Origin of the sequence: Stenotrophomonas sp. PE591, from assembly GCF_018320795.1 — a bacterium.
GTDB classification, from domain to species: Bacteria; Pseudomonadota; Gammaproteobacteria; order Xanthomonadales; family Xanthomonadaceae; genus Stenotrophomonas; species Stenotrophomonas maltophilia.
Genome location: NZ_JAAOKO010000002.1, coordinates 130,995 through 157,874, shown reverse-complemented (window position 1 = coordinate 157,874; position 26,880 = coordinate 130,995). Strand labels below are relative to the sequence as shown.

General features: G+C 67.1%; 23 protein-coding genes. 6 read left to right on the top strand and 17 right to left on the bottom strand.

Annotated features, from left to right (window positions below):
- Positions 1-4: 4 nt before the first annotated feature.
- The 3 genes from JLDANKMP_RS05885 to hflK all read right to left on the bottom strand — a co-directional run bounded on the left by JLDANKMP_RS05885 (position 5) and on the right by hflK (position 2,251).
- Positions 5-190, bottom strand: a complete 186-nt coding sequence (locus tag JLDANKMP_RS05885; protein ID WP_212560723.1) for a DUF2065 family protein — start codon at positions 188-190, stop codon at positions 5-7.
- A 67-nt stretch (positions 191-257) separates the two neighbouring features.
- A complete protein-coding gene (locus JLDANKMP_RS05880) occupies positions 258-1,121 on the bottom strand; it encodes a protease modulator HflC (protein WP_005414169.1) in 864 nt (287 codons plus the stop codon).
- Positions 1,118-2,251: an FtsH protease activity modulator HflK gene (gene hflK, locus JLDANKMP_RS05875; protein ID WP_005414168.1), complete on the bottom strand. Its 1,134-nt coding sequence runs from the start codon at positions 2,249-2,251 to the stop codon at positions 1,118-1,120. The genes JLDANKMP_RS05880 and hflK overlap by 4 nt, the downstream gene beginning before the upstream one ends.
- 153 nt (positions 2,252-2,404) lie before the next feature.
- Here hflK and JLDANKMP_RS05870 point away from each other — a divergent pair, with 153 nt between their 5' ends.
- Positions 2,405-3,400 (top strand): YhdH/YhfP family quinone oxidoreductase, encoded by a 996-nt coding sequence (locus JLDANKMP_RS05870; protein WP_212560722.1) that lies wholly within the window; start codon positions 2,405-2,407, stop codon positions 3,398-3,400.
- 88 nt (positions 3,401-3,488) lie between these two features.
- On the top strand, positions 3,489-3,860 hold the full coding sequence (gene pilH / locus JLDANKMP_RS05865) for a twitching motility response regulator PilH (RefSeq protein WP_005410644.1): 372 nt from the start codon (positions 3,489-3,491) through the stop codon (positions 3,858-3,860).
- Between the two features lie 88 nt (positions 3,861-3,948).
- On the opposite strand, the gene JLDANKMP_RS05860 is transcribed toward pilH, so the two are convergent.
- Entirely contained in the window at positions 3,949-4,842 is an 894-nt protein-coding gene (locus JLDANKMP_RS05860; protein ID WP_005410645.1) for a DnaJ C-terminal domain-containing protein, read from the bottom strand.
- Positions 4,843-5,102: 260 nt separating this feature from the next.
- On the opposite strand from JLDANKMP_RS05860, the gene JLDANKMP_RS05855 reads away from it, so the two are divergent.
- Positions 5,103-5,585, top strand: a complete 483-nt coding sequence (locus JLDANKMP_RS05855; RefSeq protein WP_212560721.1) for a peroxiredoxin — start codon at positions 5,103-5,105, stop codon at positions 5,583-5,585.
- A gap of 29 nt (positions 5,586-5,614) precedes the next feature.
- Positions 5,615-6,190, top strand: a complete 576-nt coding sequence (locus JLDANKMP_RS05850) for a ferritin-like domain-containing protein (protein WP_005410647.1) — start codon at positions 5,615-5,617, stop codon at positions 6,188-6,190.
- Positions 6,191-6,262: 72 nt separating this feature from the next.
- On the opposite strand, the gene pbpC is transcribed toward JLDANKMP_RS05850, so the two are convergent.
- The 9 genes from pbpC to prpB form a co-directional block, all read right to left on the bottom strand.
- A complete protein-coding gene (gene pbpC, locus JLDANKMP_RS05845) occupies positions 6,263-8,644 on the bottom strand; it encodes a penicillin-binding protein 1C (protein ID WP_005410648.1) in 2,382 nt (793 codons plus the stop codon).
- Between the two features lie 64 nt (positions 8,645-8,708).
- Positions 8,709-13,616, bottom strand: coding sequence for an alpha-2-macroglobulin (locus tag JLDANKMP_RS05840; RefSeq protein ID WP_212560720.1), 4,908 nt, complete (start codon positions 13,614-13,616; stop codon positions 8,709-8,711).
- Positions 13,617-13,779: 163 nt separating this feature from the next.
- A complete protein-coding gene (locus JLDANKMP_RS05835; protein ID WP_212560719.1) occupies positions 13,780-15,240 on the bottom strand; it encodes a bifunctional 2-methylcitrate dehydratase/aconitate hydratase in 1,461 nt (486 codons plus the stop codon).
- A 124-nt stretch (positions 15,241-15,364) separates the two neighbouring features.
- The gene (prpF, locus tag JLDANKMP_RS05830) at positions 15,365-16,543 is read right to left on the bottom strand and encodes a 2-methylaconitate cis-trans isomerase PrpF (RefSeq protein ID WP_005410651.1); all 1,179 of its coding nucleotides are present in this window, start codon (positions 16,541-16,543) and stop codon (positions 15,365-15,367) included.
- Positions 16,544-16,546: 3 nt separating this feature from the next.
- Positions 16,547-16,909: a type II toxin-antitoxin system RelE/ParE family toxin gene (locus tag JLDANKMP_RS05825; protein WP_005414161.1), complete on the bottom strand. Its 363-nt coding sequence runs from the start codon at positions 16,907-16,909 to the stop codon at positions 16,547-16,549.
- Positions 16,906-17,148 (bottom strand): type II toxin-antitoxin system ParD family antitoxin, encoded by a 243-nt coding sequence (locus JLDANKMP_RS05820; protein ID WP_049450973.1) that lies wholly within the window; start codon positions 17,146-17,148, stop codon positions 16,906-16,908. Before JLDANKMP_RS05820 ends, JLDANKMP_RS05825 begins: the two co-directional genes overlap by 4 nt.
- Positions 17,149-17,248: 100 nt before the next feature.
- A complete protein-coding gene (gene acnD, locus JLDANKMP_RS05815; protein ID WP_212560718.1) occupies positions 17,249-19,867 on the bottom strand; it encodes a Fe/S-dependent 2-methylisocitrate dehydratase AcnD in 2,619 nt (872 codons plus the stop codon).
- 97 nt (positions 19,868-19,964) lie between these two features.
- Positions 19,965-21,122 carry a 2-methylcitrate synthase gene (prpC, locus tag JLDANKMP_RS05810; protein WP_005410655.1) on the bottom strand — a complete coding sequence of 386 codons (1,158 nt, stop codon included), beginning with the start codon at positions 21,120-21,122 and terminating at the stop codon, positions 19,965-19,967.
- 36 nt (positions 21,123-21,158) lie between these two features.
- Positions 21,159-22,052, bottom strand: coding sequence for a methylisocitrate lyase (gene prpB / locus JLDANKMP_RS05805; protein WP_010482769.1), 894 nt, complete (start codon positions 22,050-22,052; stop codon positions 21,159-21,161).
- A 154-nt stretch (positions 22,053-22,206) separates the two neighbouring features.
- Here prpB and prpR point away from each other — a divergent pair, with 154 nt between their 5' ends.
- Positions 22,207-23,790 (top strand): propionate catabolism operon regulatory protein PrpR, encoded by a 1,584-nt coding sequence (prpR, locus tag JLDANKMP_RS05800; RefSeq protein ID WP_005410657.1) that lies wholly within the window; start codon positions 22,207-22,209, stop codon positions 23,788-23,790.
- A 227-nt stretch (positions 23,791-24,017) separates the two neighbouring features.
- On the opposite strand, the gene JLDANKMP_RS05795 is transcribed toward prpR, so the two are convergent.
- The 4 genes from JLDANKMP_RS05795 to pdxH form a co-directional block, all read right to left on the bottom strand.
- Positions 24,018-24,479 (bottom strand): DoxX family protein, encoded by a 462-nt coding sequence (locus JLDANKMP_RS05795; protein WP_212560717.1) that lies wholly within the window; start codon positions 24,477-24,479, stop codon positions 24,018-24,020.
- A gap of 122 nt (positions 24,480-24,601) precedes the next feature.
- The gene (locus JLDANKMP_RS05790) at positions 24,602-24,952 is read right to left on the bottom strand and encodes a hypothetical protein (protein ID WP_005410659.1); all 351 of its coding nucleotides are present in this window, start codon (positions 24,950-24,952) and stop codon (positions 24,602-24,604) included.
- Positions 24,949-25,410: an aminoglycoside N-acetyltransferase AAC(6')-Iz gene (gene aac(6')-Iz / locus JLDANKMP_RS05785; RefSeq protein ID WP_099480907.1), complete on the bottom strand. Its 462-nt coding sequence runs from the start codon at positions 25,408-25,410 to the stop codon at positions 24,949-24,951. The genes JLDANKMP_RS05790 and aac(6')-Iz overlap by 4 nt, the downstream gene beginning before the upstream one ends.
- Positions 25,407-26,006 (bottom strand): pyridoxamine 5'-phosphate oxidase, encoded by a 600-nt coding sequence (gene pdxH / locus JLDANKMP_RS05780; RefSeq protein WP_005410661.1) that lies wholly within the window; start codon positions 26,004-26,006, stop codon positions 25,407-25,409. The genes aac(6')-Iz and pdxH overlap by 4 nt, the downstream gene beginning before the upstream one ends.
- Positions 26,007-26,046: 40 nt before the next feature.
- On the opposite strand from pdxH, the gene JLDANKMP_RS05775 reads away from it, so the two are divergent.
- Complete coding sequence (locus tag JLDANKMP_RS05775; RefSeq protein ID WP_005410662.1) at positions 26,047-26,874, top strand: hypothetical protein; 828 nt, start codon at positions 26,047-26,049, stop codon at positions 26,872-26,874.
- The last annotated feature ends 6 nt before the right edge of the window (positions 26,875-26,880 follow it).

The window sequence follows — 26,880 nt, the reverse complement described above, 5'->3', positions numbered from 1 at the left end:
CCTTTCAATGCCGCACCCACCACAGCAGGCTCAGGCCGGCCAGCAGCACCAGCCCACCGAAGCTGCGCAGGGCCGGGCTGGGCAGGTCCAGCAGACGTTCGGCCATGCGCTTCCAGACGAACGGTGCGACGAACAGGAACAGGCCTTCCAGCACCGCGACCAGGCAGACAGCGGCAAACAGATCTTTCATGGGGGACTCCGGAAAAAGCACGGGGCCCGGCATATGGCCGGGCCCCGTGGGGTACTGCCCTGCGACCTCAGCGGTCGTTCTTCAGGTACTGCAGGAACGGGTCGTTCTTGTCGAGCACGATCACGCCGTTGCCGTCGGTCATGGAGCCACGGTAGGCCTCCAGGCTGCGGTAGAACGCATAGAACGACGGATCGGCCGAGCCGGCCTTGCCGTAGATGCGGGCCGCCTCGGCATCGCCTTCACCGCGCAGGCGCTGGGCATCACGCTCGGCCTCGGCGATCAGCACGGTGCTGTCACGGTCGGCCTGGGCGCGAATGGTCAGCGACTGCTCCTCGCCCTCCGCGCGCAGCTTTGCGGCTTCCTGCTTGCGCTGGGCACGCATGCGCTCGTACACATCGTTGATCACCTGGCTGTCGGTCGGCAGGTCCACCTGCTTGATGCGCAGGTCGATCATCTGCATGCCCAGGCCGGCCACCGCCTCGTTGATCCCCTTCAGCTGCTCGGCGATCAGCTCGCTGCGGTCGCCGGAGACCAGCTGCTGCAGGGTGCGCGAGTTGATCTGGTTGCGCAGCGAGTCGGTGATGATCGGTGCCAGGCGGGCGTTGGCGATGCGCGGATCGCCGCCGGTGGCACGGAAGTAGTCACCCACGTTGGAAATGTAGCCGATGGCGAAGAAGTCGACGCTGACGTCCTTCTGCTCGGCGGTGAAGTAGCGCGCCGGCGCGGTGTCGAGCACCTGGAAGCGGCGGTCGAAGACCTTCACCGTTTCCACCACCGGCACCTTGAAGTGCAGGCCCGGCTTGATGTCCGAACGCACCACCTTGCCCAGGTTCAGCACCATGGCGGTCTGGTCCTCACGGACCACGTACACCGAGCCGAGCAGGCCCAGCACCACCGCCACGATCACGGCGATCCAGATAGGACTCTTCATCGGCTGCCCTCCTCACGGCCGCTCGGTCGCCCGGTCGGGCGGCCCACCGGCCGGCCCGGATCACGGGAAGCTTCCGTCGCTGCACCCGGCAGCGACGGCATCACCACGTCCGGGTTGGCCACTGCGGCCGGAGCCGACGTGCTCGGACGGGTATCGCCGGTCATCGGCACGTAGATCAGCTGGCGGCCATCGCCACCGATCACCTTGCGGTTCTCGCTCAGTACCTGCTGCACGGTCTCCAGCCACAGGCGCTTGCGGGTCACTTCCGGGGCGTCCTTGTACTGGGCCTGCAACAGGCTGAAGCGCTGCGCGTCACCCTCGGCCTTGGACACCACGGCCTGCTTGTAGCCTTCGGCGGTGGTACGGGCGCGCGAGGCCTGGCCCCGGGCTTCCGGCACGACCTTGGCGGCGTAGGCCTGGGCTTCGTTGATCAGGCGTTCCTTGACCTGCTGGGCACCGTTGACCTCGTCGAAAGCCGGCTTCACTTCTTCCGGCGGACGGGCATCCTGCAGGGTCAGGCCGGTCACGGTCAGGCCGGTCTTGAACGCCTTCAGCAGCGCCTGCAGGCGCTCCTCGGCGGCCACGGCCAGCGGGCCACGGTTGTTCAGCACGGCGTTGAGATCGGCGCGGCCGACTTCCTCGCGTACGGCGCTCTGCGCCGACTGCTCCAGCACCTGGTTGGCATCGACGGTGCCGAACAGGTACTGCTGCGGGTCGTCGATGCGGTACTGGACGTTCAGCGAGACGTTGACGATGTTCTCGTCGCGGGTCAGCACCGGCACCTGGATCGAGAACGTCTTGATCTCGGTGGCGTTGACCTTGGTGACCGATTCGATCGGCCACGGCAGCTTGAAGTTCGGGCCGGGCTGCAGGATGCGCGAGAACTGGCCGAAGCGCAGCACCACGCCACGCTGCTGTTCGCCGATCAGCTGGAAGCTGGAGAACAGCACCAGCAGCACCACGGCTGCCACCACCCAACGCACGATGCCGCCGTCGAACAGGTCCTTCAGCGGCCCGGGCAAACCGCCCCAGCCACCACCATTGCCACCGCCGCGTGACCCGAACGGCCCGCGTCGATTGTCCTCGGGGCCTTGTCCGCCCTTGTTGCCGCCGGGTGTATTCCAGGCCATGCACGCTCCATCAAGATTTGGGCTGCGGCGCGGGCCCTTCCCGCACCGCCAGCCGTGAAACCATCACCGATCATACAAGATGGGGCGGATCGGCAGGATCGAAAGGGGGGCAACGGGGTAAGGTGGCGTTTTCCTCGAAGTCAGGCAACGCCGATGGCCCCCACCACCCCGTTCACCGCCTTCCGCATCGAAAACGACGACGCCGGCTACCGCAGCGGCCTGGTCCGGCTCGGGGTCGACGACCTCAACCCCGGCCAAGTGCTGATCCGCGCCCACTGGTCCTCGGTCAACTACAAGGACGCGCTGGCCGGTACTGGAAAAGGGAAGATCCTGCGCCGCTTCCCGCTGGTGGGCGGCATCGATGTGGCCGGCACCGTGGTCGCCAGCACCGACCCGGACTGGCGTGAAGGCGACGCGGTGCTGGCCACCGGCTGCGGCCTCAGCGAGACCCACGACGGCGGCTACAGCCAGTACGTGCGGCTGGAATCGCGCGCGGTGATCGCCCAGCCGGCCGGGCTGACCCCACACGAGGCGATGGTGCTGGGCACCGCCGGCTTCACTGCGGCGCTGGCCCTGCTGCGCATGCAGGACAACCGCCAGACCCCGGAACTCGGCCCGCTGGCGGTTACCGGTGCCAGCGGCGGTGTCGGTGCGCTGGCGCTGTCCATCTTCAGCCGTGCCGGCTACAGCGTGCACGCGGTCAGCGGCAAGCCGGACCAGGCAGGATTCCTGCGCAGCATCGGCGCCACCGAGGTACTGCCGCGCGACGCGCTGGCCGACACCGGCGCGCTGCAGTCGGCCCGCTTCGGGGGTGGCCTCGATAATGCCGGAGGCGACATGCTGGCCAGCCTGCTGGCGCAGACCGTGCCCTACGGCAGCGTGGTCAGTGCCGGCCTGGCAGCCAGTCCGACGCTGGACATGACGGTGATGCCGTTCATCCTGCGCGGTGTCTCGCTGCTGGGCGTGTCCTCGGCCAATGCGCCACGCGGACTGCGTGAGGAAGTGTGGTCGCGGCTGGGGAGTGACTGGAAGCCGCAGCACCTGGACCGCATCTGCACCGCCGAAGTCGGCCTCGATGGCCTTCCTGCCGTGTTCGAACGGATGCTGGCGGGCGGTTCGCTGGGTCGCACCGTGGTGCGGATCGACTGAACGTCGCAGGCAGGCGACGGACGGCAGACGTGGCCCTCCCGCCGGTAATGGGCCCGCACTACACTGCGGGCATTACATGGGGAACAACATGGCACGCATTCTGATCGTCGACGACTCACCGTCGCAGCTGTTGGGGATACAGCGCATCGTCGAGAAGCTCGGGCACCAGATCCTGACCGCCACCGATGGCGCCGCCGGGGTCGAAACCGCCAAGGCCGAGCTGCCCGACCTGGTCCTGATGGACGTGGTGATGCCCAACCTCAACGGCTTCCAGGCCACCCGTACCCTCGCCCGCGACGAGGCGACCCGGCATATCCCGGTGATCCTGGTGACCACCAAGGACCAGGACACCGACCGCATGTGGGGCATGCGCCAGGGCGCCAAGGCCTACATCACCAAACCGTTCTCGGAGGACGAGCTGTCCGAGGTGCTGGAGCGCGTGTTCGCGGGCCAGGGCTGAGACGCGCGCGGTAGTGCCGGCCGCTGGCCGGCAACCACGCATCACCGTCCAGGGCAATGAAGTTGCCGGCCAGCGGCCGGCACTACCTTCAAATGGTCTCGCCGAACGCCTTGGCCAGATTGCGGTACGCCTTCTTCTGCGCCTCATCGGTCGCAGCCGGGGCCACGATCTCGATCTCGACGATCTGGTCGCCATCCGGGTTGCCCGGCAGGCCGCGCCCGCGCAGGCGCAGCTTGCGACCGGCATCGGAATCGGCCGGAATCTTCAGTTCCACCGCGCCGCCCAGGGTCGGCACGCTGATGCTGGTGCCCAGCGCGGCCTGCCACGGCGTGAGCGGCAGCGTATAGAGGATGTTGCGGCCATCGACCTCGAACTGCGGGTGGGCGGCGTATTCCACTTCCAGCAGCAGGTTGCCGCCATGGTTGCCCTGCCCTGCCAGGCGGATCACCTGGCCCGGGCGGATGCCTTTGGGCACGCGCACGTCCAGCTGCTTGCCGTTGACGGTGATGCGCAGGCTGTCGCCGCTGTAGGCCGCTTCCAGTGGCACCGACAGCTTGGCGCGGGTATCGCGGTTGGGCGCATGGCCCTGGCTGCTGAAGCCCGGACCGGCCCCCGCGCCCGCTCCACCGCGCTGGCGCGCGAACAGGCTTTCGAAGAAGTCGCTGAAGCCGCCGTTGGGGCCGCCGCCACCGAACACTTCCTCGAAATTGAAACCACCGGCGCCACCGTAGTTCGGCGGCACGTTGAACTCCTCGCCCGGGCGATAGCCCTGCGCGCGCAGCTGGTCGTAGGCCGCGCGCTTTTCCGGATCACGCAGCGCCTCGTAGGCCTCGTTGACCGCCTTGAACTTGTCTTCGGCCCCAGCCTCCTTGCTGACGTCCGGGTGATACTTGCGTGCCAGCCGGCGGTAGGCGGTCTTGATCTCCGCCTCGCCCGCGCTCGGTTCCACCCCCAGGGTGGCGTAGTAATCCTTGAATTCCATCCAGCTACCTCGATTCGCTTCGGCCGCGCCGGTGGCGCCGCCCCGGGTTCATTCTACGCGCCTGCGAGGCTACGCCGCCCCTCGTGCGGCCCCGGTGAGGCCGACTGATCCTGCGCAATGCGGCTGCCATCCCCGTGCGCCACGCTGTGGCTGGAAGCCCCTGCCACAAAGCCGGAAGATGGGGCCTGCACACCGGGTTTCCAATGTCTTGACGCCCCTGTCCCATCCGGCCCACTAGCCTGCCCCAGCAAGGAGTTCCCATGACCATCCATGTCGGCGACCGCATTCCGGAAGTGACCCTCAAGCGCATCCGCGAGGGCATTGAAACGCTTGATACGCATTCGTTGTTCGATGCGCGCAAGGTGGTGCTGTTCGCCGTGCCCGGCGCGTTCACCCCAACGTGCTCGGCACGTCACCTTCCCGGCTACGTCGAAAAGTTCGAGGCCTTCCGCCAGCGCGGCATCGACGTCTACTGCATGGGCGTCAACGACCCGTTCGTGATGAAGGCCTGGGCCGCCGACCAGAGCGTGCCCGACGGCCTTCTGATGCTGTCCGACGGCAATGCCGAGCTGACCCGCGCCCTGGGTCTGGAGCTTGATGCGAGCGCGTCGGGCATGGGCATCCGCTCGCGTCGTTTTGCCCTGTACGTCGACGACGGCGTAGTTCGAGAGGCCTGGGTTGAACAGCCCGGCCAGTTCGAAGTGTCTTCGGCCGAATACGTGCTGGAGCATCTCCCCACCTGATTCCCCACCGCAGAAGGAAACGGCCAGCCATGTCCAGCAAGCCAGCCAAAGCCAGCAAGCCCGCCGCGAACGTTCCTGGCATCAGCGATCGCGCAACCCTGCGCGAGCGCGCCCGGCGCAACCTCGAAGACGGCGCGATCACAGACAGCTACAGCGCTGACCGCGAGGTGGTGATCAAGCTGCTCAACGACGCCCTGGCTACCGAGTACGTGTGTGTGCTTCGCTACTACCGGCACTACTTCATGGCCAAGGGCATGCTGGCCGACGCGGTCAAGGCCGAATTCCTCGAGCATGCGCAGCAGGAACAGGCGCATGCCGGCAAGCTGGCCGAGCGCATCGTCCAGCTGGGCGGCGAGCCCGACCTCAACCCGGATACGCTGACCGCGCGTTCGCACGCCGAATACAAGGAAGGCAGCGACCTGCGCGACATGGTGCGCGAGAACCTGGTGGCCGAGCGCATCGCCATCGACAGCTATCGCGAGATGATCAACTTCATCGGTGACCGCGATACCACCACCAAGCGGATCCTTGAAGAGATCCTGGCGCAGGAAGAAGAGCACGCCGACGAGTTCGCCGACCTGCTGGATGGGTGGATCGGGGAATAGCGGCCCCGCATACGCCTTGGCAGATGCCCACCCTGGTGGGCGCATGTGTCGCGTGCCAACCAAGGTTGGCACCTACCGCAGGACGTTGAACCTTACCTGTGTCCACGCGCCATCTGCCGCCAGCGCGGTCAAGGTGTGCGCGCCCGGCTCGGCGAACTCGCGCTGCATCAGCTGCGCACCGCGCGTCTGTGCGATCCAGCGTCCATCGAGCAACCAGTCCACCGCCTGCTCGCTACCCAGCGCGCGCAGCTGCAGGCGTACGCCATGTTCCGAATTCGGCGCGCGCGCCAGCGTGGCGCCATCGTTGAGCCCATCGATGTGCAGCGCAACGCTGGCCTCGCGGCCATCATCACGGCAGTCCGGCGACAGCGCCGGCAGCTGCGAGGCTTCGCGCGTGGCCTTGGACAGCCACGGCGACAGCAACGCTGGCCAGCGCGCGATCTCGCGCGCGACTTCTTCGTGCGGCAAGCGGCAATCGGCTGACACGCGCAGACCGGTACGCGCATCGGCAAGGTAGCGCTGCCGACCTGGTTGCCAGCGCCGTGCCTCGCGTTCGGGGAAGGTCGGTGGTGCCGCGCCTTCCAGCAGATAGGCTGGCATCAGCCGCTGGCAGAGCGCAGCAGGCAGGCCTTCGGCACGCTCACCGGTCGGCCAGCAGATGTCTTCCTGGCTGACGCTGGCCGGCATCGGCGCAGCGGCCGAGTCACCGCGCTGGCGCGGCAGGCTGTCCACCACCTCGAACATCAGCGGCAGCGCGGTCACCGCGCCGTACTGGCCCGGTAGCGGTGTGCCGTCCGGACGCCCCACCCACACGCCCACGGTGTAGTGGCGGGTGCTGCCGATCGCCCACGCATCGCGGTACCCGTAACTGGTGCCGGTCTTCCACGCCACGCGCGGGCGGCCACCGACATCGAACGTCCCGACGCTATACCCCGGCCGCGGATTCGATTCCAGCATCTCGCGCACGATCCAGCTGGCGCCTGGCGAGGCCAGGCGCCGCTCGATCATCGGTTCTTCATCGGTGTAGCGCACGCGCCCGGCGATGCCGTTGCGGTTGAGCGCTGCGAACGCACCGACCAGATCTTCCAGCCGCGCACCGGTGCCGCCCAGGATCAGCGACAGGTTGGGCGTGCTGCCCGGCGGGAAGCGCAGCTGGATGCCGGAGTGCGACAGGCGCGCAGCAAAGCGCGCCGGACCGACCCGCTGCAGCAGGTCCACCGAGGGCACGTTGAGTGACAGCCGCAGCGCGCTGGAGGCGCCGATCGGTCCATTGAAGGCCATGTCGAAGTTGCCGGGGCGGTAGCTGCCGAAACTCTGCGGCGCATCGACCAGCAGGCTTTCCGAATGGATCAGGCCATCGTCCAGCGCCATTGCATACAGGAACGGCTTGAGCGTGGACCCAGGCGAGCGCCAGGCCTGCACCATGTCCACGTGGCCGAGCCGCTGGCGGTCACCGAACGCCAGCGTGCCGACATAGGCACGCGCCTGCAGGGTCTGGTTGTCGACCACCAGCAGGGCCGCCGAAGTGCGCTCGGGCAGCGTGGAGAAGTAGCTGGCCACGCGTTCTTCCAGGGTGCGCTGCAGGCCGATGTCGATACTGCTCTGGATGCGTGCCTGGCCCGGATGCGCCGAGTGCAGGCGCTGCGCCAGCAACGCGGCATGCAGCGGCGGCCGCAGCGAGCGTGCGACCACGTTCTCGATGCGCGCATCTTCCACCTCTTCCGCTGTCCACGCGCCCAGCTCGGCCATGCGTGACAGCACCTTGTCGCGCGCCTTCTGCGCCGCTTCCGGATGGCGGTCCGGGCGCAGCCGGCTCGGCGCCTGCGGCAGCACCGCCAGCAACGCGGCCTCGGCATGCGACAGCTGCGCCGCCGGCTTGCCCAGGTAGGCCCAGCTGGCCGCTTCCACGCCCTCGATGGTGCCGCCGTAGGGTGCGCGTTCCAGGTACAGGGCCAGGATCTGCTGCTTGCTCAGGTGCACTTCCAGCTGCACCGCACGCAGCATCTGCTTGAGCTTGCCCCAGGGCGTGCGCGTATGCGGATCGAGGATGCGTGCGACCTGCATGGTCAGGGTCGAGCCACCGGACACGATGCGACCACCGCGCAGCAGCTGGCCACTGGCACGCAGGATCGCCAGCGGGTTGATGCCCGGATGGCGCCAGAACCAGCGGTCTTCGTAGGTCAGCAGCGCCTGCAGGTACAGCGGCGAGACGCTGTCGGTCGATGCCGGATAGCGCCACACGCCCTCGGCGTCGGCGAACGCACGCAGCGGCGTGCCATCGGCAGCCACCACCAGGGTGCTGGTATCGCGTTGCTTCGGCAGCGGCGGCGGGAAGACGAAATCCAGCACCAGCAGAAGTGCCAGCGTGGCGGCCATACCCCAGCGCAGCCACGGCCACAGTGGCTGCAGCCGGCGGCGCAGGGCTGCCAGCCGGGTCGTCATCGTGTTCTTCATTGCAGCGTGCCGCATTGGAGCTTGCCAGCTGGACGGGCCGCACCGTCGCGGCCCGTCCGCGCGGTCACGGCTGTACCACCGTGATCGTGGTCGGGTTGCTGCGGCCGACGCCGCGCAGCTGCGGCCGGTACATGTCCTCCACCAGCGGCGGCGGCACCGAGTAGGTACCCGGGGTCACCGCGCGCACCAGGTAGAACACGTTGGCCTTGCTGCCACGCGAGAGCTTCAGCGCGGCCACGTAGCGGTCGTCGCGGAATTCCTCGTGCTTGGTATCGGCCGCTTCACCCCGGTCGCTGATGGTGATGCCATCGACCACCACGTCGGCCCACTGCTTGGCATCGCCCAGGTTGAAGTTCTCGATCTCCAGGCCGGCCGGCAGCAGGTCGGTCAGTAGTGCATCGGGCATCGTGGTGTCGGCAGTGACGGTGACGCGCACGATCAGGGCTTCGCCTTCCTTCAGCGGGCGCGGCGACCACGGCTTGCCATCGGTGCCGTAGTAGCTGCGCTCGACGCCCAGCACGCTGTTGTCCGGCGCCGGCGCGCTGCGCGGGATACCGGCCACGTCGATGCTGGCGAACATCGGCGGCTGGCCCTGCGGGGTGAAGCGCACGCCGCTGGCGAGTTCATTTGCACTGAAGTTGCGGCCGAACAGCTTGCGTTCGCCGATGGCTTCGGTGTTGCCACCGATCACCAGTTCACCGGCCACCAGCGCCTTCTGGTTGGCGGCCAGTGCCTTGCCAAGGCGGGCGATCGCTACCTGTTCCTGCGTGCTCAGCCACATCCAGCCGGCATTGCGGCGCGCATCCAGGCCACGGCCGAGGTCAACCGCACGTGCATCCCAGGCCGGCTTGGCCACCTTGTTTTCGTGGGTCAGCGCGATCATCAGCGCGTCATCACGGATCGCACTGCCGTAGTCGCCGAAGTACGACGGGCGTTCGCTGCTGGACTTGGCGAAGGCCGCCGCCAGCGCGGCCTGGCCGCGCTTGGCATCGCCCTGCAACGACAGCGCCACGCCCAGGTGGACCAGCGACAGGCCGCCGACCGCCTTGCTGCGCTCGTTGTCGTACAGCGTGCGCAGGGTACCCAGCGGCGCACGGTTGACCCTGGCCAGCACGTAGCCCGAATACGCCTGGTTGGCGAACTTCAGCTTCTCGCGGTCGTCCTGGCCATAGAACTGGTTGCCACCGGACAGCAGATCCTCGCTGAGGCGGTTGAGTGCCTTCTGCAGCACGTTGTCGGGCACGGCGAAGCCGGCGTCCTTGGCATCGAGCAGGAACTCGGTGATGTACGGGGTCAGCCACGGGTTCACGTAGCCGTCGTCACCCCACATCGAGAAGTTGCCATTGGCCACCTGCATCGACGCCAGGCGGCCAAACGCACCTTCCATGCGCTCGCGGCGGGTCTTGGCATCCAGCCCGTCGGCACCGAGCATCGACGAAGTGGCCTGGTCCAGGATCAGCGCGGCGTAGCCCTTGCTGGTGGTCTGCTCGGCACAGCCATACGGGTAGTTCAATGCACCCTGCAGCGCACTGGCGAACGGGATCGGCGGCAGCGGGCTGACCAGCAGGCGGGCATTCACCGACTCGGCCATCAGGCCATCGGTCAGGCTGTTGTCGAGGCTGACCGCGGCCAACGGATCAAGCGTGCGCACCTGCGAACGCAGCACCTGCGGCCACGCCGCACGCACCGGCAGGTCGTAACGGCGATCGGCCTTGAAGCCGTTGCCGTCCACCCGCACCCGCACCTTGGCCACGCTGTGGCCCTCGCGTGCCGAAAGCGGGAAGCTCAACGTGGTCTTGGCGTCGGCATTCAACTGCACGCTGCGGCTGCCTTCGCCCAGGTTCAGCGGGCCCTCGCTTTCCACCTTCACGTTGAACTGGCCCGGCTTGCCGGTGAAGTTCTGCACATCCAGGGTCACGGTGCTGCGGTCGCCCGGAGCGAGCACGCGCGGCATGCTGGCTTCGGCGAGGATCGGCGCACGCACAACGGTTTCCACGTCGCGCTTGCCGTACTGGTCATCGCTGTAGACCAGTGCCGACACCCGCAGGGTGCCGTTGAAGTCCGGCACCTTCAGGCGGATGCGGGCGATGCCCTTGGCATCGAGCTGCACCGGGCCAGAGAACAGGTCCACGGTCTGCACGCGCGCGGTCGGGCGCTTGGCCTGCGGCAACGCCTGCAGCGCCATGTCGCCACCGAACTTCAGCTTGCCGGCACCGCCGTCAAAGCTCTCGATCACCCGGCTGTAGATGTCGTAGGCATCAATGCCGAGACGACGCTGGGCGAAGAAGTGCGCACCGGCGTCGGGCACCGGGAAGCGGGTGATGTTGAGGATGCCCACGTCCACCGCCGAGACCGTGACGTGCGCCATTTTGCCGGCCAGCTGCGGTGCGCTGACCGTCACCGGCAGATCCTGTTCCGGTCGCATCTGCTTGGGCGCTGCCAGGCCGACGGCCACGGTGCGCCCCTTGCGGTCCATCGGTACGTGCACCACGCCCACCGCACGGGCCGGGGTGATCTTGCTCGGCGCACTGCCGCCGCGGAACACCAGCGCGGTGATGTAGACGTCGTGGCGCTCCCAGTCAGCGGTGACCGGAATCTTGAAGGTCGAACCCGGCTTGGCGTCGATGTCCTGCACGTAGAGCATGCGGTCGGTCTCGACCATCAGGATGCCCTTGCCGGCGTGCGGCGGGGTCACCGTCACCTCAAGCGTGTCGCCTGCCTTGTAGCCGGTCTTGTCCAGGCCCAGCTTGATCTTGTCCGGGCGCGCGTCCAGGCCGCGGTTGTCATCACCCCAGCTCCAGCCGGCGCGGAACGGGTAACGGCTGGTCAGGCCGGTGGACGGGTCGAACACGTCCACCCGGTACTCGCCCCACTCCACCGGGAAATCGAAGGCGACCGCACTGCTGCCGGCATCGACGGTGCGGGTTTCCTTGTTCTCGAAACGGCGGGTGAAATCGTAGTCCCAGCGATTGTCGTTGAAGGTCCAGTGGTAGTCGCGCAGCTCGCGCACCAGGGTGATCTTCAGGCCCTTGGCCGGCTGCGGCGTACCAGCAGCATCCACGCGCATCAATTCGAAGCGCGCGTTGCCGTTGGAATCGGCACCGTCCTCCGGGTTGAACAGCGGGCGTACACCGACCAGGGCGTTGGCCGGCCACATCACCCGCTTCAGGGTACGGGTGACCGTGCGGCCACCGGTTTCATACAGGCTGCCGGACAGCACTACGGCAATCGGCGCCTTGGCCTTGGCTGCCTCTTCCGGCAACGCGACGTCCTCACGCAGCTGGCCGTTGCCCGGCAGCGTGGTATCGATCACGTCCTTGGCCTCGCGCGGCAGCTGCAGGGTCGGGTCACCGAAGAAATAGCCCGGCAGGCCCTCCACCGGCTTCTGCTCGGCGGCCACCGCCATGCGCGCGGTGAAGCGGTTGCCATCGGCCGGCGCGCCATACAGATAGGCACCATTGGCCTGCAGGCGCAGGTCCTCACCGGGCTTCAGCGTCTTCTGCGCGCTGTCCAGGTCCAGCTTCATGCGCTCGGGCAGGAACTCCTCGATGCGCAGGGTCATGCCCTGGATCGCTTCCTTGCTGGCCGGGTCGGTGCGGAACTCGACCTGCCAGCGCCCGGTCGGCGCCTCGGCGGGAATGACCTGCTCGAAGTTGATGTAGCCCTGGTCCCCCGGCTGCAGGCGGGTCTCGCGGAAGGTCTTGCCGTCGGGCTGCTTCAGGCGCAGGAATACCGGCTGCGCCTTGACCGGCTTGCCGTCGTTGTCGCGCAGCAGGGCGGACAGGCGCACCGTCTCGCCCGGGCGGTACAGGTCACGGCCGGACCAGGCGTAGACGTCGAACCACGCATTGTCACGGCCGGCCACGGCGAATTCGCTAAGATCCAGCGCCGGCTGGTTGAACGGCAGGAAGCTGGTGTCCTTGCCGGTGCTGGCGACCAGCACGTGGGTGGCATCCAGGGTGTAGTTCAGCAGCGCGTTGCCATTGCCATCGGTGCTGCCCTTCAGCACCACCTCGCCCTTGGCATCGAGCACGCGCAGGTCGATGCCCTTCAGCGGCGCGCCGTCCTTCAGGCCGGCGGTATGGACGAACAGCTTGTCCTTGTAGGCGCGGGTATGCAGGCCGATGTCGCTGACCGAGAAGAACGCGGTATCGAACTCGCCTTCGTAGTCACCGGTGCGCTTGAGCAGGGCGAAGTACAGGCCCGGCTCCTGCAGTTCCTTGATGTCCTGGGTCGGCAGGTAGGTCAGCACCCGCTCGTTCTTCTTGCCGCCCAGGATGAAGCGGTTGACGTAGACCGGCTCTGCCAGCTTGTTGATCGGGCTGCGCTCGTAGTCGCTGCTCAGCTCCCAGCTGCCGCGGCGGCCACCGCGCTGGTACTGGCTGAAGAAGGTCGGCAGGTCCTTCTCGCGCACGCGCAGGAACTCGACGTCGACCTCCGGCACGTTCACCGAGACCACCGGCAGGCCACGACTGTCCTTGGCCGGCAGCACGCTGCCCTGCGAGGCGAAGCCGACCACCGGTTTCAGCTCGCCGCTGAACACCTTCTGTTTCAGTTCCTTGCCCAGGCGGCTGCCATCGGCGGCCAGCAGGTTCGGCGAGACCACCAGGCTGAACTCCTTGCCGGCCTCGACGAACGGGTAGCGCAGGGTCAGGCCGTCATCGGACAGCGTCCAGCTGCTGTCGTCGGTGCCGACCTTCTCTTCGAAGCGCACCAGCTTGTCGAAATCCTGGGTACCGACCAGCGGGCGCGAGAACTCCAGCGCCAGCGACAGGCCGTCATTCTTCTGGTCCGGGTAGGCACGTAGCAGGGTGAATTCCTTCACCTGCTCGGCCTTGGTGGTGATGGCTTCACCGCTGGCCTTGGGCAGCTGCCCGCTGTCATTGCGGCAGCCGGCCAGGCCCAGCAACAGGCCTCCTGCCAGTACCGCCGCCGCCCATCCCCACCGCTTCCGCCGTGCCGGACCGCTCATGTCGTCACTCCTTGATCGAGGCGGCCATTATAGGCAGGCCGCGTCAAGGTGTTGACGCGATTTCGGCAATTGCCCCAAGTGCGGGTAGTCCCGGCCGCTGCCCGGCAACCGGCATGGCAGGTTGGATGGAATTGCCGGCCAGCGGCCGGCACTACCGATCGCCCTAGCCCGGCAGGTACAGGTCCACGTAGTCGGTCACCGGCATTGCCGCCAGCGCCACCGGGTCCAGCGATGCGGCCAGGATGCGCTGCTGCTGGCTGGTCGGGAAGCGGTGGGCCAGGTGCCGGCGGAACTTGTCCATCAGCAGCGGAATGCCTTCCTCGCGACGGCGCGCGTGGCCCAGCGGGTACTCCGCCAGTACCTCGGGCAGCTCGGTGCCATCGGTGAAGCGCACGCTCAGGCCGTTGGCGATGCTGCGCTTGTCCGGGTCCAGGTAATCGGCGCTGAGCTGCGGGTCTTCATGGCAGGCCATCTTCGCGCGCAGTGCGTCGATGCGCGGGTCGGCGGCAACGTCGTCCTCGTAATCCTCGGCCGTCAACCGCCCGTGCAGCAGCGCGATGGCGACCATGTACTGCACGCAGTGGTCGCGGTCGGCCGGGTTATGCAGTGGGCCCTGCTTGTCGATGATGCGGATGCAGGCTTCCTGGGTCCGGATCGCGATGTGCGCGATGTCCTCGACCCGCCGCCCCATCGCACGCAACTGCTGGTGCAGCATGACCGCGGCCTCCACTGCGGTCTGGCCGTGGAACTCGGCCGGGTAGCTGATCTTGAACAGCACGTTCTCCATCACATAGCTGCCCAGCGGTCGCCCCAGCGTCAGTGCCTGACCGCGCATGGACACGGCCTCGAAGCCCCAGGTTGGCGCGCTGAGCACGCTGGGATAGCCCATCTCACCACTGGCCGCCATCAAGGCCAGGCGCACGCCACGGCTGGTCGCATCGCCGGCCGCCCAGCTCTTGCGCGAGCCGGTGTTGGGTGCGTGCCGGTAGGTGCGCAGCGCTTGGCCATCGACCCAGGCCAGCGACAGCGCATTGAGCATGCGCTCGCGGTCCAGCCCAAGCAGTTGGGCGACCACGGCAGTGGTGGCCACCTTGACCAGCACCACGTGGTCCAGCCCGACCCGGTTGAAGGAGTTCTGCAGCGCCAGCACGCCCTGGATCTCATGCGCCTTGATCATCGCCAGCAGCACGTCGTGCACGGTCGGCGGCGGACGACGCAGAGCCTGCGCGTTGCGCCCCAGCCAGTCGCAAACAGCCAAGATGCCGCCGAGATTGTCGGAAGGATGGCCCCACTCGGCAGCCAGCCAGGTGTCGTTGAAATCCAGCCAGCGCACCATTGCGCCGAGATTGAAGGCGGCCTGCACCGGGTCCAGCACGTAGTGCGTGCCCGGCACGCGCGCGCCGTTGACCACGCTGATGCCCGGCACCAGGGGACCGAGCAGCTTGCTGCAGGCCGGGAAAGAAAGTGCCTCCAGTCCGCACCCAAGCGTATCGAGCAGGCAGTGGTGCGCGGTCTGGAACGCCAGCGGTGAGTCGGTGCGTGCGTCGCGCACGTAATCGACGATGTCCACCAGCAGCGCATCCCACGCTGCACGCTCGTTGGATGGGGTGTGGCTGTCGGACATCGTCGATCTCCTCGTTGCGGTGCACGGTTGCCCGTGCACCATGCCAACCAAGGTTGGCATCTACCAAAGCAATCGATCTCTGCGGCCCGGTAGTCGCCAACCTTGGTTGGCGTTTACCAACGCATCACTCGGCCGGTACCCGCACCTTGCCTTCCATCAGCACGCGGGCGCTGCGGCTCATGATGGCCTTGGTCACCGTCCACTGGCCGTCAACGAGACCGGCCTGCGCACCCACGCGCAACGTGCCGGAGGGATGGCCGAACGTCACCGCTTCGCGTTCGCCGCCACCGGCGGCGCGATTGACCAGCGTGCCCGGAATCGCCGCGGCGGTACCGATCGCTACGGCGGCGGTACCCATCATCGCGTGGTGCAGCTTGCCCATCGACAACGCGCGCGCATGCAGGTCGATCGCCGAGGCCGGGATGGCCTTGCCACTGGACGACACATAGTCCTGAGCCGGTGCAACGAACGCCACCTTCGGCGTGTGCTGGCGCGTCGCCGCGTCCTCCAGGTTCTTGATCAGACCCATGCGCAAGGCGCCGTAGGCGCGGATCTTCTCGAAGCGCTCCAGCGCTCCCTTGTCCTCGTTGATCGCCGGTTGCAGCTCGATACCGGTGTAGCCGAGGTCGGCGGCGTTGAGGAAGATGGTCGGGATGCCGGCGGTGATCATGGTCACCTCGAAGCTGCCCACGCCGGGCACGTCCAATGTATCGACCAGATTGCCGGTCGGGAACATCGCGCCCGCATCACCGTCATCGGACGGATCGATGAATTCCAGCTGGATCTCGGCCGCCGGGAAGGTCACGCCATCCAGCTCGAAATCGCCGGTCTCCTGCACTTCGCCATCGCGCATCGGCACGTGGGCGATGATGGTCTTGCCGATGTTGGCCTGCCAGATGCGCACGGTGCACAGGCCATCGCGCGGCACCCGGGCCGGATCGATCAGCCCATGGGCGATCGCGAACGGACCCACCGCGGTGCTGAGGTTGCCGCAATTGCCGCTCCAGTCGACGAAGGCGGTATCGATCGAGACCTGGCCGTACAGGTAGTCCACATCGTGGTCCGGCACCGAAGCGGTGGAGATGATCACGCATTTGCTGGTGCTGGACGTTGCACCGCCCATGCCATCGGTCTGCTTGCCATACGGATCGGGCGAGCCGATCACGCGCATCAGCAGCGCATCGCGTGCGGCGCCCGGCACCTGCGCGGCCTCGGGCAGGTCCTGCAGGCGGAAGAACACGCCCTTGCTGGTGCCACCGCGCATGTAGGTGGCGGGAATACGGAGTTGCGGGAGGAAGGTCATGGATCAGTATCCTGGATGCGACGAACCAATATCGGGGTTGAGCTTCTCGTCTTCGAACAGTGCTTCCATGCCCCGCGAAGCATTCCAAATGCGCACGATGGAAACGTGCGCAGGTAGCTCCACGTAGTAGATCAGGTAGCCGTTGAAGCGACGAACCGGATGAAAACGCAACGGCGCTGGCAGCGAGGGCAATAGACCCGCATGCAGTGCGGAACCAGCACCCGGGTGGGCCTCGATCAGCTTTACAACGGATTCCACCGCATCGATGAAGCCGATTTCCAGCACTTCTCCGCCCTGATCTGCATACCAGCCTGCTGCCTGGTCAAGATCTCGAACCGCTGCGGGGGACCAGTGCGAGGGCTTCACTTGCGGTTCCGTGCACGCTCACGCAGCTTGTCAAAGTGATCCGGCGCCAGAGGCGCCGAATGACCAGAGGCCAGCCCCTCGGCAATCAGCTGCTTGAGCAGCTCTTCAGCCTTGCTGCGCTGGCGCTGGCGGATCAGGTCACGCACATAGTCCGACGTACTGGAGTAGCCGCCTTCGCGCACTTCTTCGTCCACGAACTGCTTGAGCGGATCGGTCAGCGAAATGTTCATGGTGGCCATGAAACTCTCCTTTGGCAGTTTTTGCCAAGCCAGTGTGCGCCCTGCCCTGGGGTCGGACAAGCCCGCCCCCGGCCTCCGGGGGCGGGCATTCAGCCGGCTATCACGCCACCTTGGCGCCTTCCAGGAAGTCCTGGGCGAAGCGCTGCAGCACGCCGCCGGACTCGTAGATCGCCACTTCCTCGTCGCTGTCCAGGCGGCAGGTGACCGGCACCACCACGTCCTGGCCGTCACGGCGGTGGATGACCAGGGTCAGCTCGGCACGCGGGGTACGCTCGCCGATCACGTCAAAGGTCTCGGTGCCATCGATCCCCAGGGTCAGCCGGGTGGTGCCCGGCTTGAACTCCAGCGGCAGCACGCCCATGCCGATCAGGTTGGTGCGGTGGATGCGCTCGAAGCCCTCGGCCACGATCGCCTCCACGCCGGCCAGGCGCACGCCCTTGGCGGCCCAGTCACGCGAGCTGCCCTGGCCGTAGTCGGCACCGGCGATGATGATCAGCGGCTGCTTGCGCTCCATGTAGGTCTCGATCGCTTCCCACATGCGCATCACCTTGCCTTCCGGCTCCACGCGCGCCAGCGAACCCTGCTTCACGCTGCCGTCGTCATTGCGCACCATTTCGTTGAACAGCTTCGGATTGGCGAAGGTGGCGCGCTGCGCGGTCAGGTGGTCGCCGCGATGCGTGGCGTAGGAATTGAAGTCCTCTTCCGGCAGGCCCATCTTCGCCAGGTATTCGCCGGCGGCACTGGACGCCAGGATCGCGTTGGACGGCGACAGGTGGTCGGTGGTGATGTTGTCCGGCAGCACCGCCAGCGCGCGCATGCCTGCCAGCGTGCGCTCGCCGGCCAGTGCGCCCTCCCAGTACGGAGGACGGCGGATGTAGGTGCTCTGCGGGCGCCAGTCGTACAGCGGGCTGACCGCGGTGCCGTGCTCCACGCGCACGTTGAACATCGGGTTGTAGACCTTGCGGAACTGCTCGGGCTTCACCGAGGCCTTCACCACCGCGTCGATCTCGGCATCGCTGGGCCAGATGTCCTTCAGGCGCACTTCGTTGCCGTCGGCATCCACGCCCAGCACGTCCTTCTCGATATCGAAGCGGACGGTGCCGGCGATGGCATAGGCGATCACCAGCGGCGGCGACGCCAGGAAGGCCTGCTTGGCGTACGGATGGATGCGGCCATCGAAGTTGCGGTTACCCGACAGCACGGCCGTGGAATACAGGTCACGGTCGATGATTTCCCGCTGGATCTTCGGATCCAGCGCACCACTCATGCCATTGCAGGTAGTGCAGGCGAAGGCGACGATGCCGAAGCCGAGCTGCTCCAGGTCCGGCAGCAGGCCGGATTCTTCCAGGTACAGCTGGACGGCCTTGGAACCCGGCGCCAGCGACGACTTCACCCACGGCTTGCGCTGCAGGCCACGCGCGTTGGCGTTGCGCGCCAGCAGAGCTGCGGCGATCACGTTGCGCGGATTGGATGTGTTGGTGCAGCTGGTGATGGCCGCGATGATCACCGCGCCATCGGGCATCAGGCCCTGCGCCTGCTCGGCCTTGCCCGCTTCCAGCTTGGCCTCGTCGGCGATGCCGCGCTCGGCCAGCTCGGCAGTGGCCACGCGCTTGTGCGGGTTGGACGGGCCAGCCATGTTGCGCACCACGCTGGACAGGTCGAAGCGCAGCACGCGCTCGTACTGCGCGGTCGCCAGATCGTCGGCCCACAGACCGGTGGTACGTGCGTAGTTTTCCACCAGCGCTACCTGCGACTCCTCGCGCCCGGTCAGGCGCAGGTAATCGGTGGTCTGCGCGTCGATGTAGAACATCGCGGCGGTGGCCCCGTATTCGGGGCACATGTTGGAGATGGTGGCACGGTCACCGATGGTCAGTGCCGCGGCACCCTCGCCGAAGAATTCAAGCCACGCGCCGACCACGCGTTCCTTGCGCAGGAACTCGGTCAGCGCCAGCACCACGTCGGTGGCGGTGATGCCCGGCTGCGGGCGGCCAGTCAGTTCGACACCGACGGTGTCGGGCAGGCGCATCCACGACGCGCGGCCCAGCATCACGTTCTCCGCTTCCAGACCACCCACACCAATGGCGATCACACCCAGCGCATCCACGTGCGGGGTGTGGCTGTCGGTGCCCACGCAGGTATCCGGGAAGGCCACGCCGTCCTGCACGTAGATCACCGGAGACATCTTCTCCAGGTTGATTTGGTGCATGATGCCGTTGCCCGGCGGAATCACATCCACGTTCTGGAATGCCTGCTTGGTCCAGTCGATGAAGTGGAAACGGTCTTCATTGCGACGATCTTCGATCGCGCGGTTCTTCTCGAACGCCTGCGGATCGAAACCACCGCACTCCACCGCCAGCGAGTGATCGACGATCAGCTGCACCGGCACAACCGGGTTGACCTTGGCCGGGTCGCCACCCTTGTCGGCGATCGCATCACGCAGGCCGGCCAGGTCGACCAGCGCGGTCTGGCCGAGGATGTCGTGGCAGACCACGCGCGCCGGGAACCACGGGAAATCGAGGTCGCGACGGCGCTCGATCAGCTGCTTCAGCGAATCGCCGAGCGTGGCCGGATCGCAGCGACGCACCAGGTTCTCGGCCAGCACGCGCGAGGTGTACGGCAGGGTGGCGTAGGCGCCGGGCTGGATCGCATCGACAGCGGCACGCGCGTCGAAATAATCCAGCGCGCTGCCGGGGAGGTTCTTGCGGTAATCGGTATTCATGGGCTGGCGGAGTACTTGGGGCGGGCCGGGTGCCGGCGGTGCGGCGGCGAAAGCACCCGGCCGGCACGCGGCCGGCCGGATGGGTACGGCAGGTGGATCAGACGCGCTTGTCGATGGCGACGAAGTCGCGGTCTTCCGGACCGATGTAGTTGGCGCTCGGGCGGATGATCTTGCCGTCGATACGCTGCTCGACGATGTGCGCGCTCCAGCCGGCGGTGCGGGCGATCACGAACAGGGGAGTGAACATCGCGGTCGGCACGCCCATCATGTGGTAGCTGACAGCGCTGAACCAGTCCAGGTTCGGGAACATCTTCTTGATGTCCCACATCACCGATTCCAGGCGCTCGGCGATGTTGTACATCTTCATGCTCGACTGCTCTTCGGACAGCTCGCGGGCCACGTCCTTGATCACCTTGTTGCGCGGATCAGAGACGGTGTAGACCGGGTGGCCGAAACCGATCACCACTTCCTTGCGCTCGACGCGGGCCTTGATGTCTTCCTCGGCCTCATCGGGACTGTCGTAGCGCTTCTGCACTTCGAACGCCACTTCGTTGGCGCCGCCGTGCTTCGGACCGCGCAGCGCGCCGATGCCACCGCAGATCGCGCTGTACATGTCGCTGCCGGTGCCGGCGATGACGCGGCAGGTGAACGTCGAGGCGTTGAACTCGTGCTCCGCGTACAGGATCAGCGAGGTGTGCATCGCCTTCACCCACGATTCCTGCGGCTTCTCGCCGTGCAGCAGGTGCAGGAAGTGGCCGCCGATCGAGTCATCGTCGGTTTCCACGTCGATGGCACGGCCGTTGTGACTCCAGTGGTACCAGTACAGCAGCATCGAACCGAGGCAGGCCATCAGCTTGTCGGCGATGTCACGCGCGCCCGGATGGTTGTGGTCGTCCTTCTCCGGCGCCACGCAGCCGAGCACGGACACGCCGGTACGCATCACGTCCATCGGGTGTGCCGACGGCGGAAGCTCTTCCAGCGCCGCCTTCACCGCAGCAGGAATGCCACGCAGCGACTTCAGTTTGGCCTTGTACGAAACCAGCTCGGCGCGGGTCGGCAGCTTGCCGTGCACCAGCAGGTAGGCGATTTCCTCGAACTCGCTGGTGTTGGCCAGGTCCAGGATGTCGTAGCCGCGGTAGTGCAGGTCGTTGCCGCTGCGGCCCACGCTGCACAGCGCGGTGTTGCCGGCGGCGGTGCCGGACAGGGCGACGGACTTCTTCGGCTTGAAGGTCGGGGTTGCGGTCGTATCGTTCATGTTTCCCTCCGAAAACTTGATGGTGCAGGGTACTGCTTATTTCTTGGCGGCGAACAGTGCATCGAGCTGCTGCTCGAAGGCGTGGTAGCCGATGCGGTCGTAGAGTTCTTCGCGGGTCTGCATGGTCTCCACCACATTGCGCTGGTGGCCATCGCGGCGCACCGCCTGGTAGACGTTCTCGGCGGCCTTGTTGGCGGCGCGGAAGGCCGACAGCGGGAACAGCTGGATCGCAACGCCGGCAGAAGCCAGTTCATCGCGGCTGAACAGCGGGGTGGCGCCGAACTCGGTGATGTTGGCCAGCACCGGCACCTTCACCGCGTCGACGAAGCGGCGATAGGTGTCCAGGTCGTAGGCCGCCTCGGCGAAGATGCCATCGGCACCGGCCTCGACACAGGCGATGGCGCGCTCGATGGCCTTGTCCACGCCGTCCACCTGGATGGCGTCGGTACGCGCGATCAGGAAGAAGTCCGGATCGGTCTTGGCATCGGCAGCCGCCTTCACGCGGTCGACCATTTCACCCTGCGAGACGATTTCCTTGCCCGGGCGGTGACCGCAGCGCTTGGCGCCGACCTGGTCTTCGATGTGGCAGGCGGCCGCGCCGGCCTTGATCAGCGACTTCACGGTGCGCGCGATGTTGAACGCGCTCGGGCCGAAGCCGGTGTCGATGTCGACCATCAACGGCAGGTCGCAGACATCGGTGATGCGGCGCACGTCCACCAGCACGTCTTCCAGGGTGTTGATGCCCAGGTCCGGCAGGCCCAGCGAGCCCGCGGCAACACCGCCGCCGGACAGGTAGATGGCGCGGAAGCCGGCGCGCTTGGCCAGCAGGGCGTGGTTGGCGTTGATCGCGCCGATCACCTGCAGCGGCGATTCGGCAGCCAGCGCCTCACGGAAGCGGGCACCGGCGGAGAAAGGAGTGGAAGCGGTCATGCGGCAATCCAGGTTGAAGTACGGGAAAGAGAGCGCAAGCACCATGCCAAGCTGCAAGCCGTTGATTTCACGGGAATGACGCCCATGCAACAGCGAAACATATGAAACATTGAAACAGATGTATCATGAAACATCCCGTCCAACGCGCGCCGCCATGTACCTGCCCCGCTCGCCCCTGCGCCACGCCGATGCCGACCCCAGTCGGCCGGTGATCTGGACCGTCAGCGTCTCGCGGCTGACCGGTCTTCTCGGCGACGTCATTCCCGAGTTCGATCGCCGCGCGCGTATCGAGCAGATCAACCTCGGCTTCGAGGAAGCGGTGGACGTGATCGGCCAGCGCCTGCGCCGCGAGCACTGCGACGTGGTCATCGCCGGCGGCTCCAACGCGGCCTGGCTGCGCAGCCGGCTGGAGCTGCCGCTGGTGCCGATCCAGGCCAACGGCTTCGACCTGATGGAAGCCTTGGCGCGCGCACGGCGGATCGCCGGCCGTATCGGCCTGGTCACCCACGCCAGCGACGTGCCGGTGTTCAGCAACTTCCAGCAGAGCTTCGGCCTGGACATCGAGCATCGCCGCTTCGTCACCCGCGAGGACGCCCGCGACTGCATCGCCGACCTGCGCGCCAACGGCATCGAGGTGATCGTCGGCACCGGCATGGCCATCGACCACGCCGAACAGGCCGGACTGCCCGGCGTGCTGCTGTACTCGGCAGATTCGGTACGGCAAGCGTTCGAGCACGCGTTGGAACTGACCCAGACCCTGGCCCGCTCCGGCGGCAGCCGGCCCGCGCCGCGCCGCCGTGCCGCACCGCGCAGCGATGCCCACGACCTGCTCGGCGACAGCGAGGCCATGGCACAGGTGCGCGCACAGATCGCGCTGTACGCCCCGCATGACAGCACCGTACTGGTCACCGGCGAAACCGGCACCGGCAAGGAACTGGTGGCGCGCCAGCTGCACGCCGCCAGCGGACGCCGTGGCCGCTTCGTCGCACTGAACTGTGGCGCGATCAGCGAATCGCTGCTGGAAGCGGAGCTGTTCGGCTACAGCGATGGCGCCTTCACCGGCGCACGCCGTGGCGGCCGCGTCGGCCTGGTCGAGGCCGCTGACGGCGGCACCCTGTTCCTGGATGAAATCGGCGAACTGCCGCTGCCACTGCAGACCCGCCTGCTGCGGGTGCTGGAAGAACGCGAGGTACTGCGTGTCGGTGCCACCGAGCCGACCCCGGTCGACCTTCGCGTGGTGGCCGCGACCCTGCAGTCGCTCGAGCAGCGCGTGGCGGCCGGCAGCTTCCGCCGCGACCTGTATTACCGCCTGGCCGCGCTGCGCATCGCCCTGCCCGCACTGCGTGCCCGGCGCGGTGACATCCCGCTGCTGGCGCAGCATTTCTTCCGCCAGCTGCGTGGTATCGACGCGCCACTGGATGCGGAGGCACTGGCGGTGCTGACCACCGCCGAGTGGCCAGGAAACGTGCGCGAATTGCGCAATCTGGTGGATCGGCTGCGCATCCATTGGCAACCCGGTGAAGGGCTGATTGATGCCGCGCGACTGCTGCAGCTGGCACCCGAGCTGGTGAATGAGGGCGCCGCTGCGCTACCGGTGGAAAGCAACGGCAAGCGGCCGCCGCGTGCGCAGTTGGAAACGCTGTTGCAGGAACACCGCAATGACCGCGAGGGCATGGCGCAGGCGCTGGGCGTCTCACGCACTACGCTCTGGCGCTGGCTGCGCGCAGAAGGGTTGTAACGTCCTGCCATCTGGCTGATGCACACCGATCTCTGGCAGGGGCGAACCGATGCCGATGTCTGTTTGGGGGCAAACCGATGCCCTCGGCGGTGCGAAGCGATTCCCGGTGGGTGCGAACCTTGGTTCGCATCGCTTTTCCCAATCACCCCATCCACGCACGGCGTGGATCTACTGGAGCGTCCAGGCGCTACAGCACGCTCGTCGGCCGGGCGCGGAATAAAGTGCAATCAGCGTGCCCAGCGCACTTCTATCGCGAACCGTCCACTCCCAACTGCGGCAATCCACAACAGCAGCACACCCAGCGGCACTTCGCTCAGATAGAAGAACCAGCTCAGCCAATCCGGCACGCTCAGCCCCGCAGGAATGCGCGCGATGCCATCGGTCAGCGCCGCCACCGCACAGATCCCCGCCAGCAGCAGGGCCGAAGGCCGGCTGAGCAGGCCCAGCACCAGCAGGCCGCCCGCAATCCATTCAATGCAGCCGAGTACCGGCGCACTGAACACCGGGAACGGGATCCCCGCATCAACCAGCGTATGCACCATGCGTTCGCGGCCCGCATCGGTGAACACCTTGTTCCAACCGGACACGCAGAACATCACACCGGCGACGATGCGGGCGAGCAGCAGCAGGAGTGCTTCCACGCCGCGGCGCGGCGGCGGCACCGCAAACAGGCAACGCCAGGAGGGCATGGCAACTCCGGAAGTCGAGAACATCCGTCGGAGTGTGCCGGTTAAGGGCCTGCTCGCAGATGAAGCAAGCCGGTCCATTTGCGACAGCCTGCTCTTGTGGAGTCGAGCCCTGCTCGACTGCCTCATGCGTCGGCCAGCAGAAGCTCGATTTCCTCCACCTGCACCACCGGCACCTGCCACGGATGATGCGGCACGATGCCCTGTTCGAAGATGCGCTGCAGCCGCTGCGGATCGCGCGGCAGGCAGAATTCCAGGCGTACGCTGTCGACCACTTCGGTGCGCCCCGCCTCACCCTGCACGGGCGACGCACCCACGCGCGGGCGGAACTGTTCGAACCCCGGCGCCGACCACCACATACCGTGCTCGTAGTCGCCGGCCGCCAGCGCATCCACCGCCAGGATGCCCTGCTTCACAGCGCCCAGTGCTGCCGACGGCACGAACACCACCACGCGGTACAGCGCCACGCGATTCACGCCGATGGCTCCAGCGGCATGCGGAAATAGACGACCCGTTCGGTCTCTTCGAAGCCGCAGGCCCGATGCGCGGCGTGAGCCTGCACGTCTTCCACGCGACTGTCCGAAGCCAGTTCGCGGCAGCCCGCATCGCGCGTCCACGCCTGCACCGCCGCCAGCAGGGCGCGGCCGACGCCGCGGCCTTGCCACTGCGGCTGCACGTACCAGCCCTCCAGGAACCCCACCGGCGAAGACTCGGTGCCGTTCACGTAGTCATGGCGCAGGCGCACTTCAGCGAAACCAACCGCCTCGCCATCCGCCGCACAGGCCAAGAACACAGCACCTTCGGCATCTGCCAGCGACTGCGCCAGTTCCTCCAGCGGATCATCGGCATCAGGCCACAGGCCGAGACGCAACTGCGCCCACGCGGCCGCATCGGCCGGCGTGGCCTGGCGGATCGTGGGCGCGCTGTCGATCACGGGTACAGCAGGCGCTTGCTCCAGCGCCCTTCGGCACCGGCTTCATAGCACCAGCGTTCGTGCAGGCGGAACTGCGCGCCGTACCAGAACTCGATGCGGTCGGGCACCACGCGCAGGCCGCTCCAGCCCTCCGGGCGCGGCACGTCCTTGCCCTCGAAGCGGGCTTCGACCTCGGCCACGCGCGCATCGAATTCCTCGCGCGTTGCCAGCGTCTTCGACTGCTGCGAGGCCCACGCGCCAATCTGGCTCATGCGCGGGCGGCTGGCGAAATAGGCATCGGCTTCGGCATCGGCGACCTGCTCGACACGGCCTTCAATGCGCACCTGGATACCGGCTTCGCGCAGGCTGCGCCACAGGAACAACAGCGCGGCCTGCGGATTGGCCTGCAGCTCCCGGCCCTTATGGCTGTCCAGGTGGGTGTAGAACACGAAACCACGCTCATCGAACGCCTTCAGCAGCACGGTACGTGCAGAGGGACGGCCGTGCGTATCGGCGGTGGCCACGGTCATCGCGTTCGGCTCGACCTCGCGGCTCTGTTTGGCCTCTTCGAACAGGCCGGCAAACGTGGACAGGGCTTCGGCGTACAGGTCGCTCATGATTGCGTTCTTCTCACACGGATTGGGCTATTGTGGCTGCATGGCCGCTGCTGCGTATATGCCCCAGGTGAAAGGATTCCCCGAAACATTGGCCGAACAGGTGCTGGACGATGCACTGGGCAACGCTGCAGCGGTTCCAGTATTGGCGATCAGCGGCCTGCAGGGGAGCGGCAAATCGACGCTGGCCGCGCAGGTGGTGGCGCGCGCCCAGTCGCGCGGCCTGAACGCCGCCACGCTGTCCATCGATGATGTCTACCTGACCCGCGCACAGCGGCAGCGGCTGGCCCGCCAGGTGCACCCGCTGCTGATCACCCGAGGCCCGCCGGGCACCCATGACCTGCCGTTGGCCCATGCAGTGCTGGACGCCGTGGCCACACGCCAGCCCTTCGCGATGCCACGCTTCGACAAGCTGGCCGATGAACGCCTGCCCGAAGCGCACTGGCCGCAGCTGCAACGACCGCTGGACCTGCTGGTCTTCGAAGGCTGGTTCCTGGGCACCCCCGCGCAGGATGAGGACGCGCTGGACAGCCCGTTGAACGCACTGGAGCGCGAAGCCGACGCCGATGGTCGCTGGCGGCGCTGGTGCAACCAGGCGCTGGCCCGCGACTACCCGGCGCTGTGGCAGCGCTGCGACCGCCTGTGGTTCCTGCAGCCACCGGATTTCTCGGTGGTACCGCGCTGGCGCTGGCAGCAGGAGCAGAACCTGCAGGCCGCGCAGCCGGGCCGGCACGGCATGAGCCGGCCACAGCTGGAGCGCTTCGTGCAGTACTACGAGCGGGTCAGCCGCCAGGCGCTGCATGCCCTGCCCGCCCTGGCCGACCACGTGGTGGTGCTGGACGGCCAGCGACAGGTGCAGGACGTGCGCTGAGCGCGC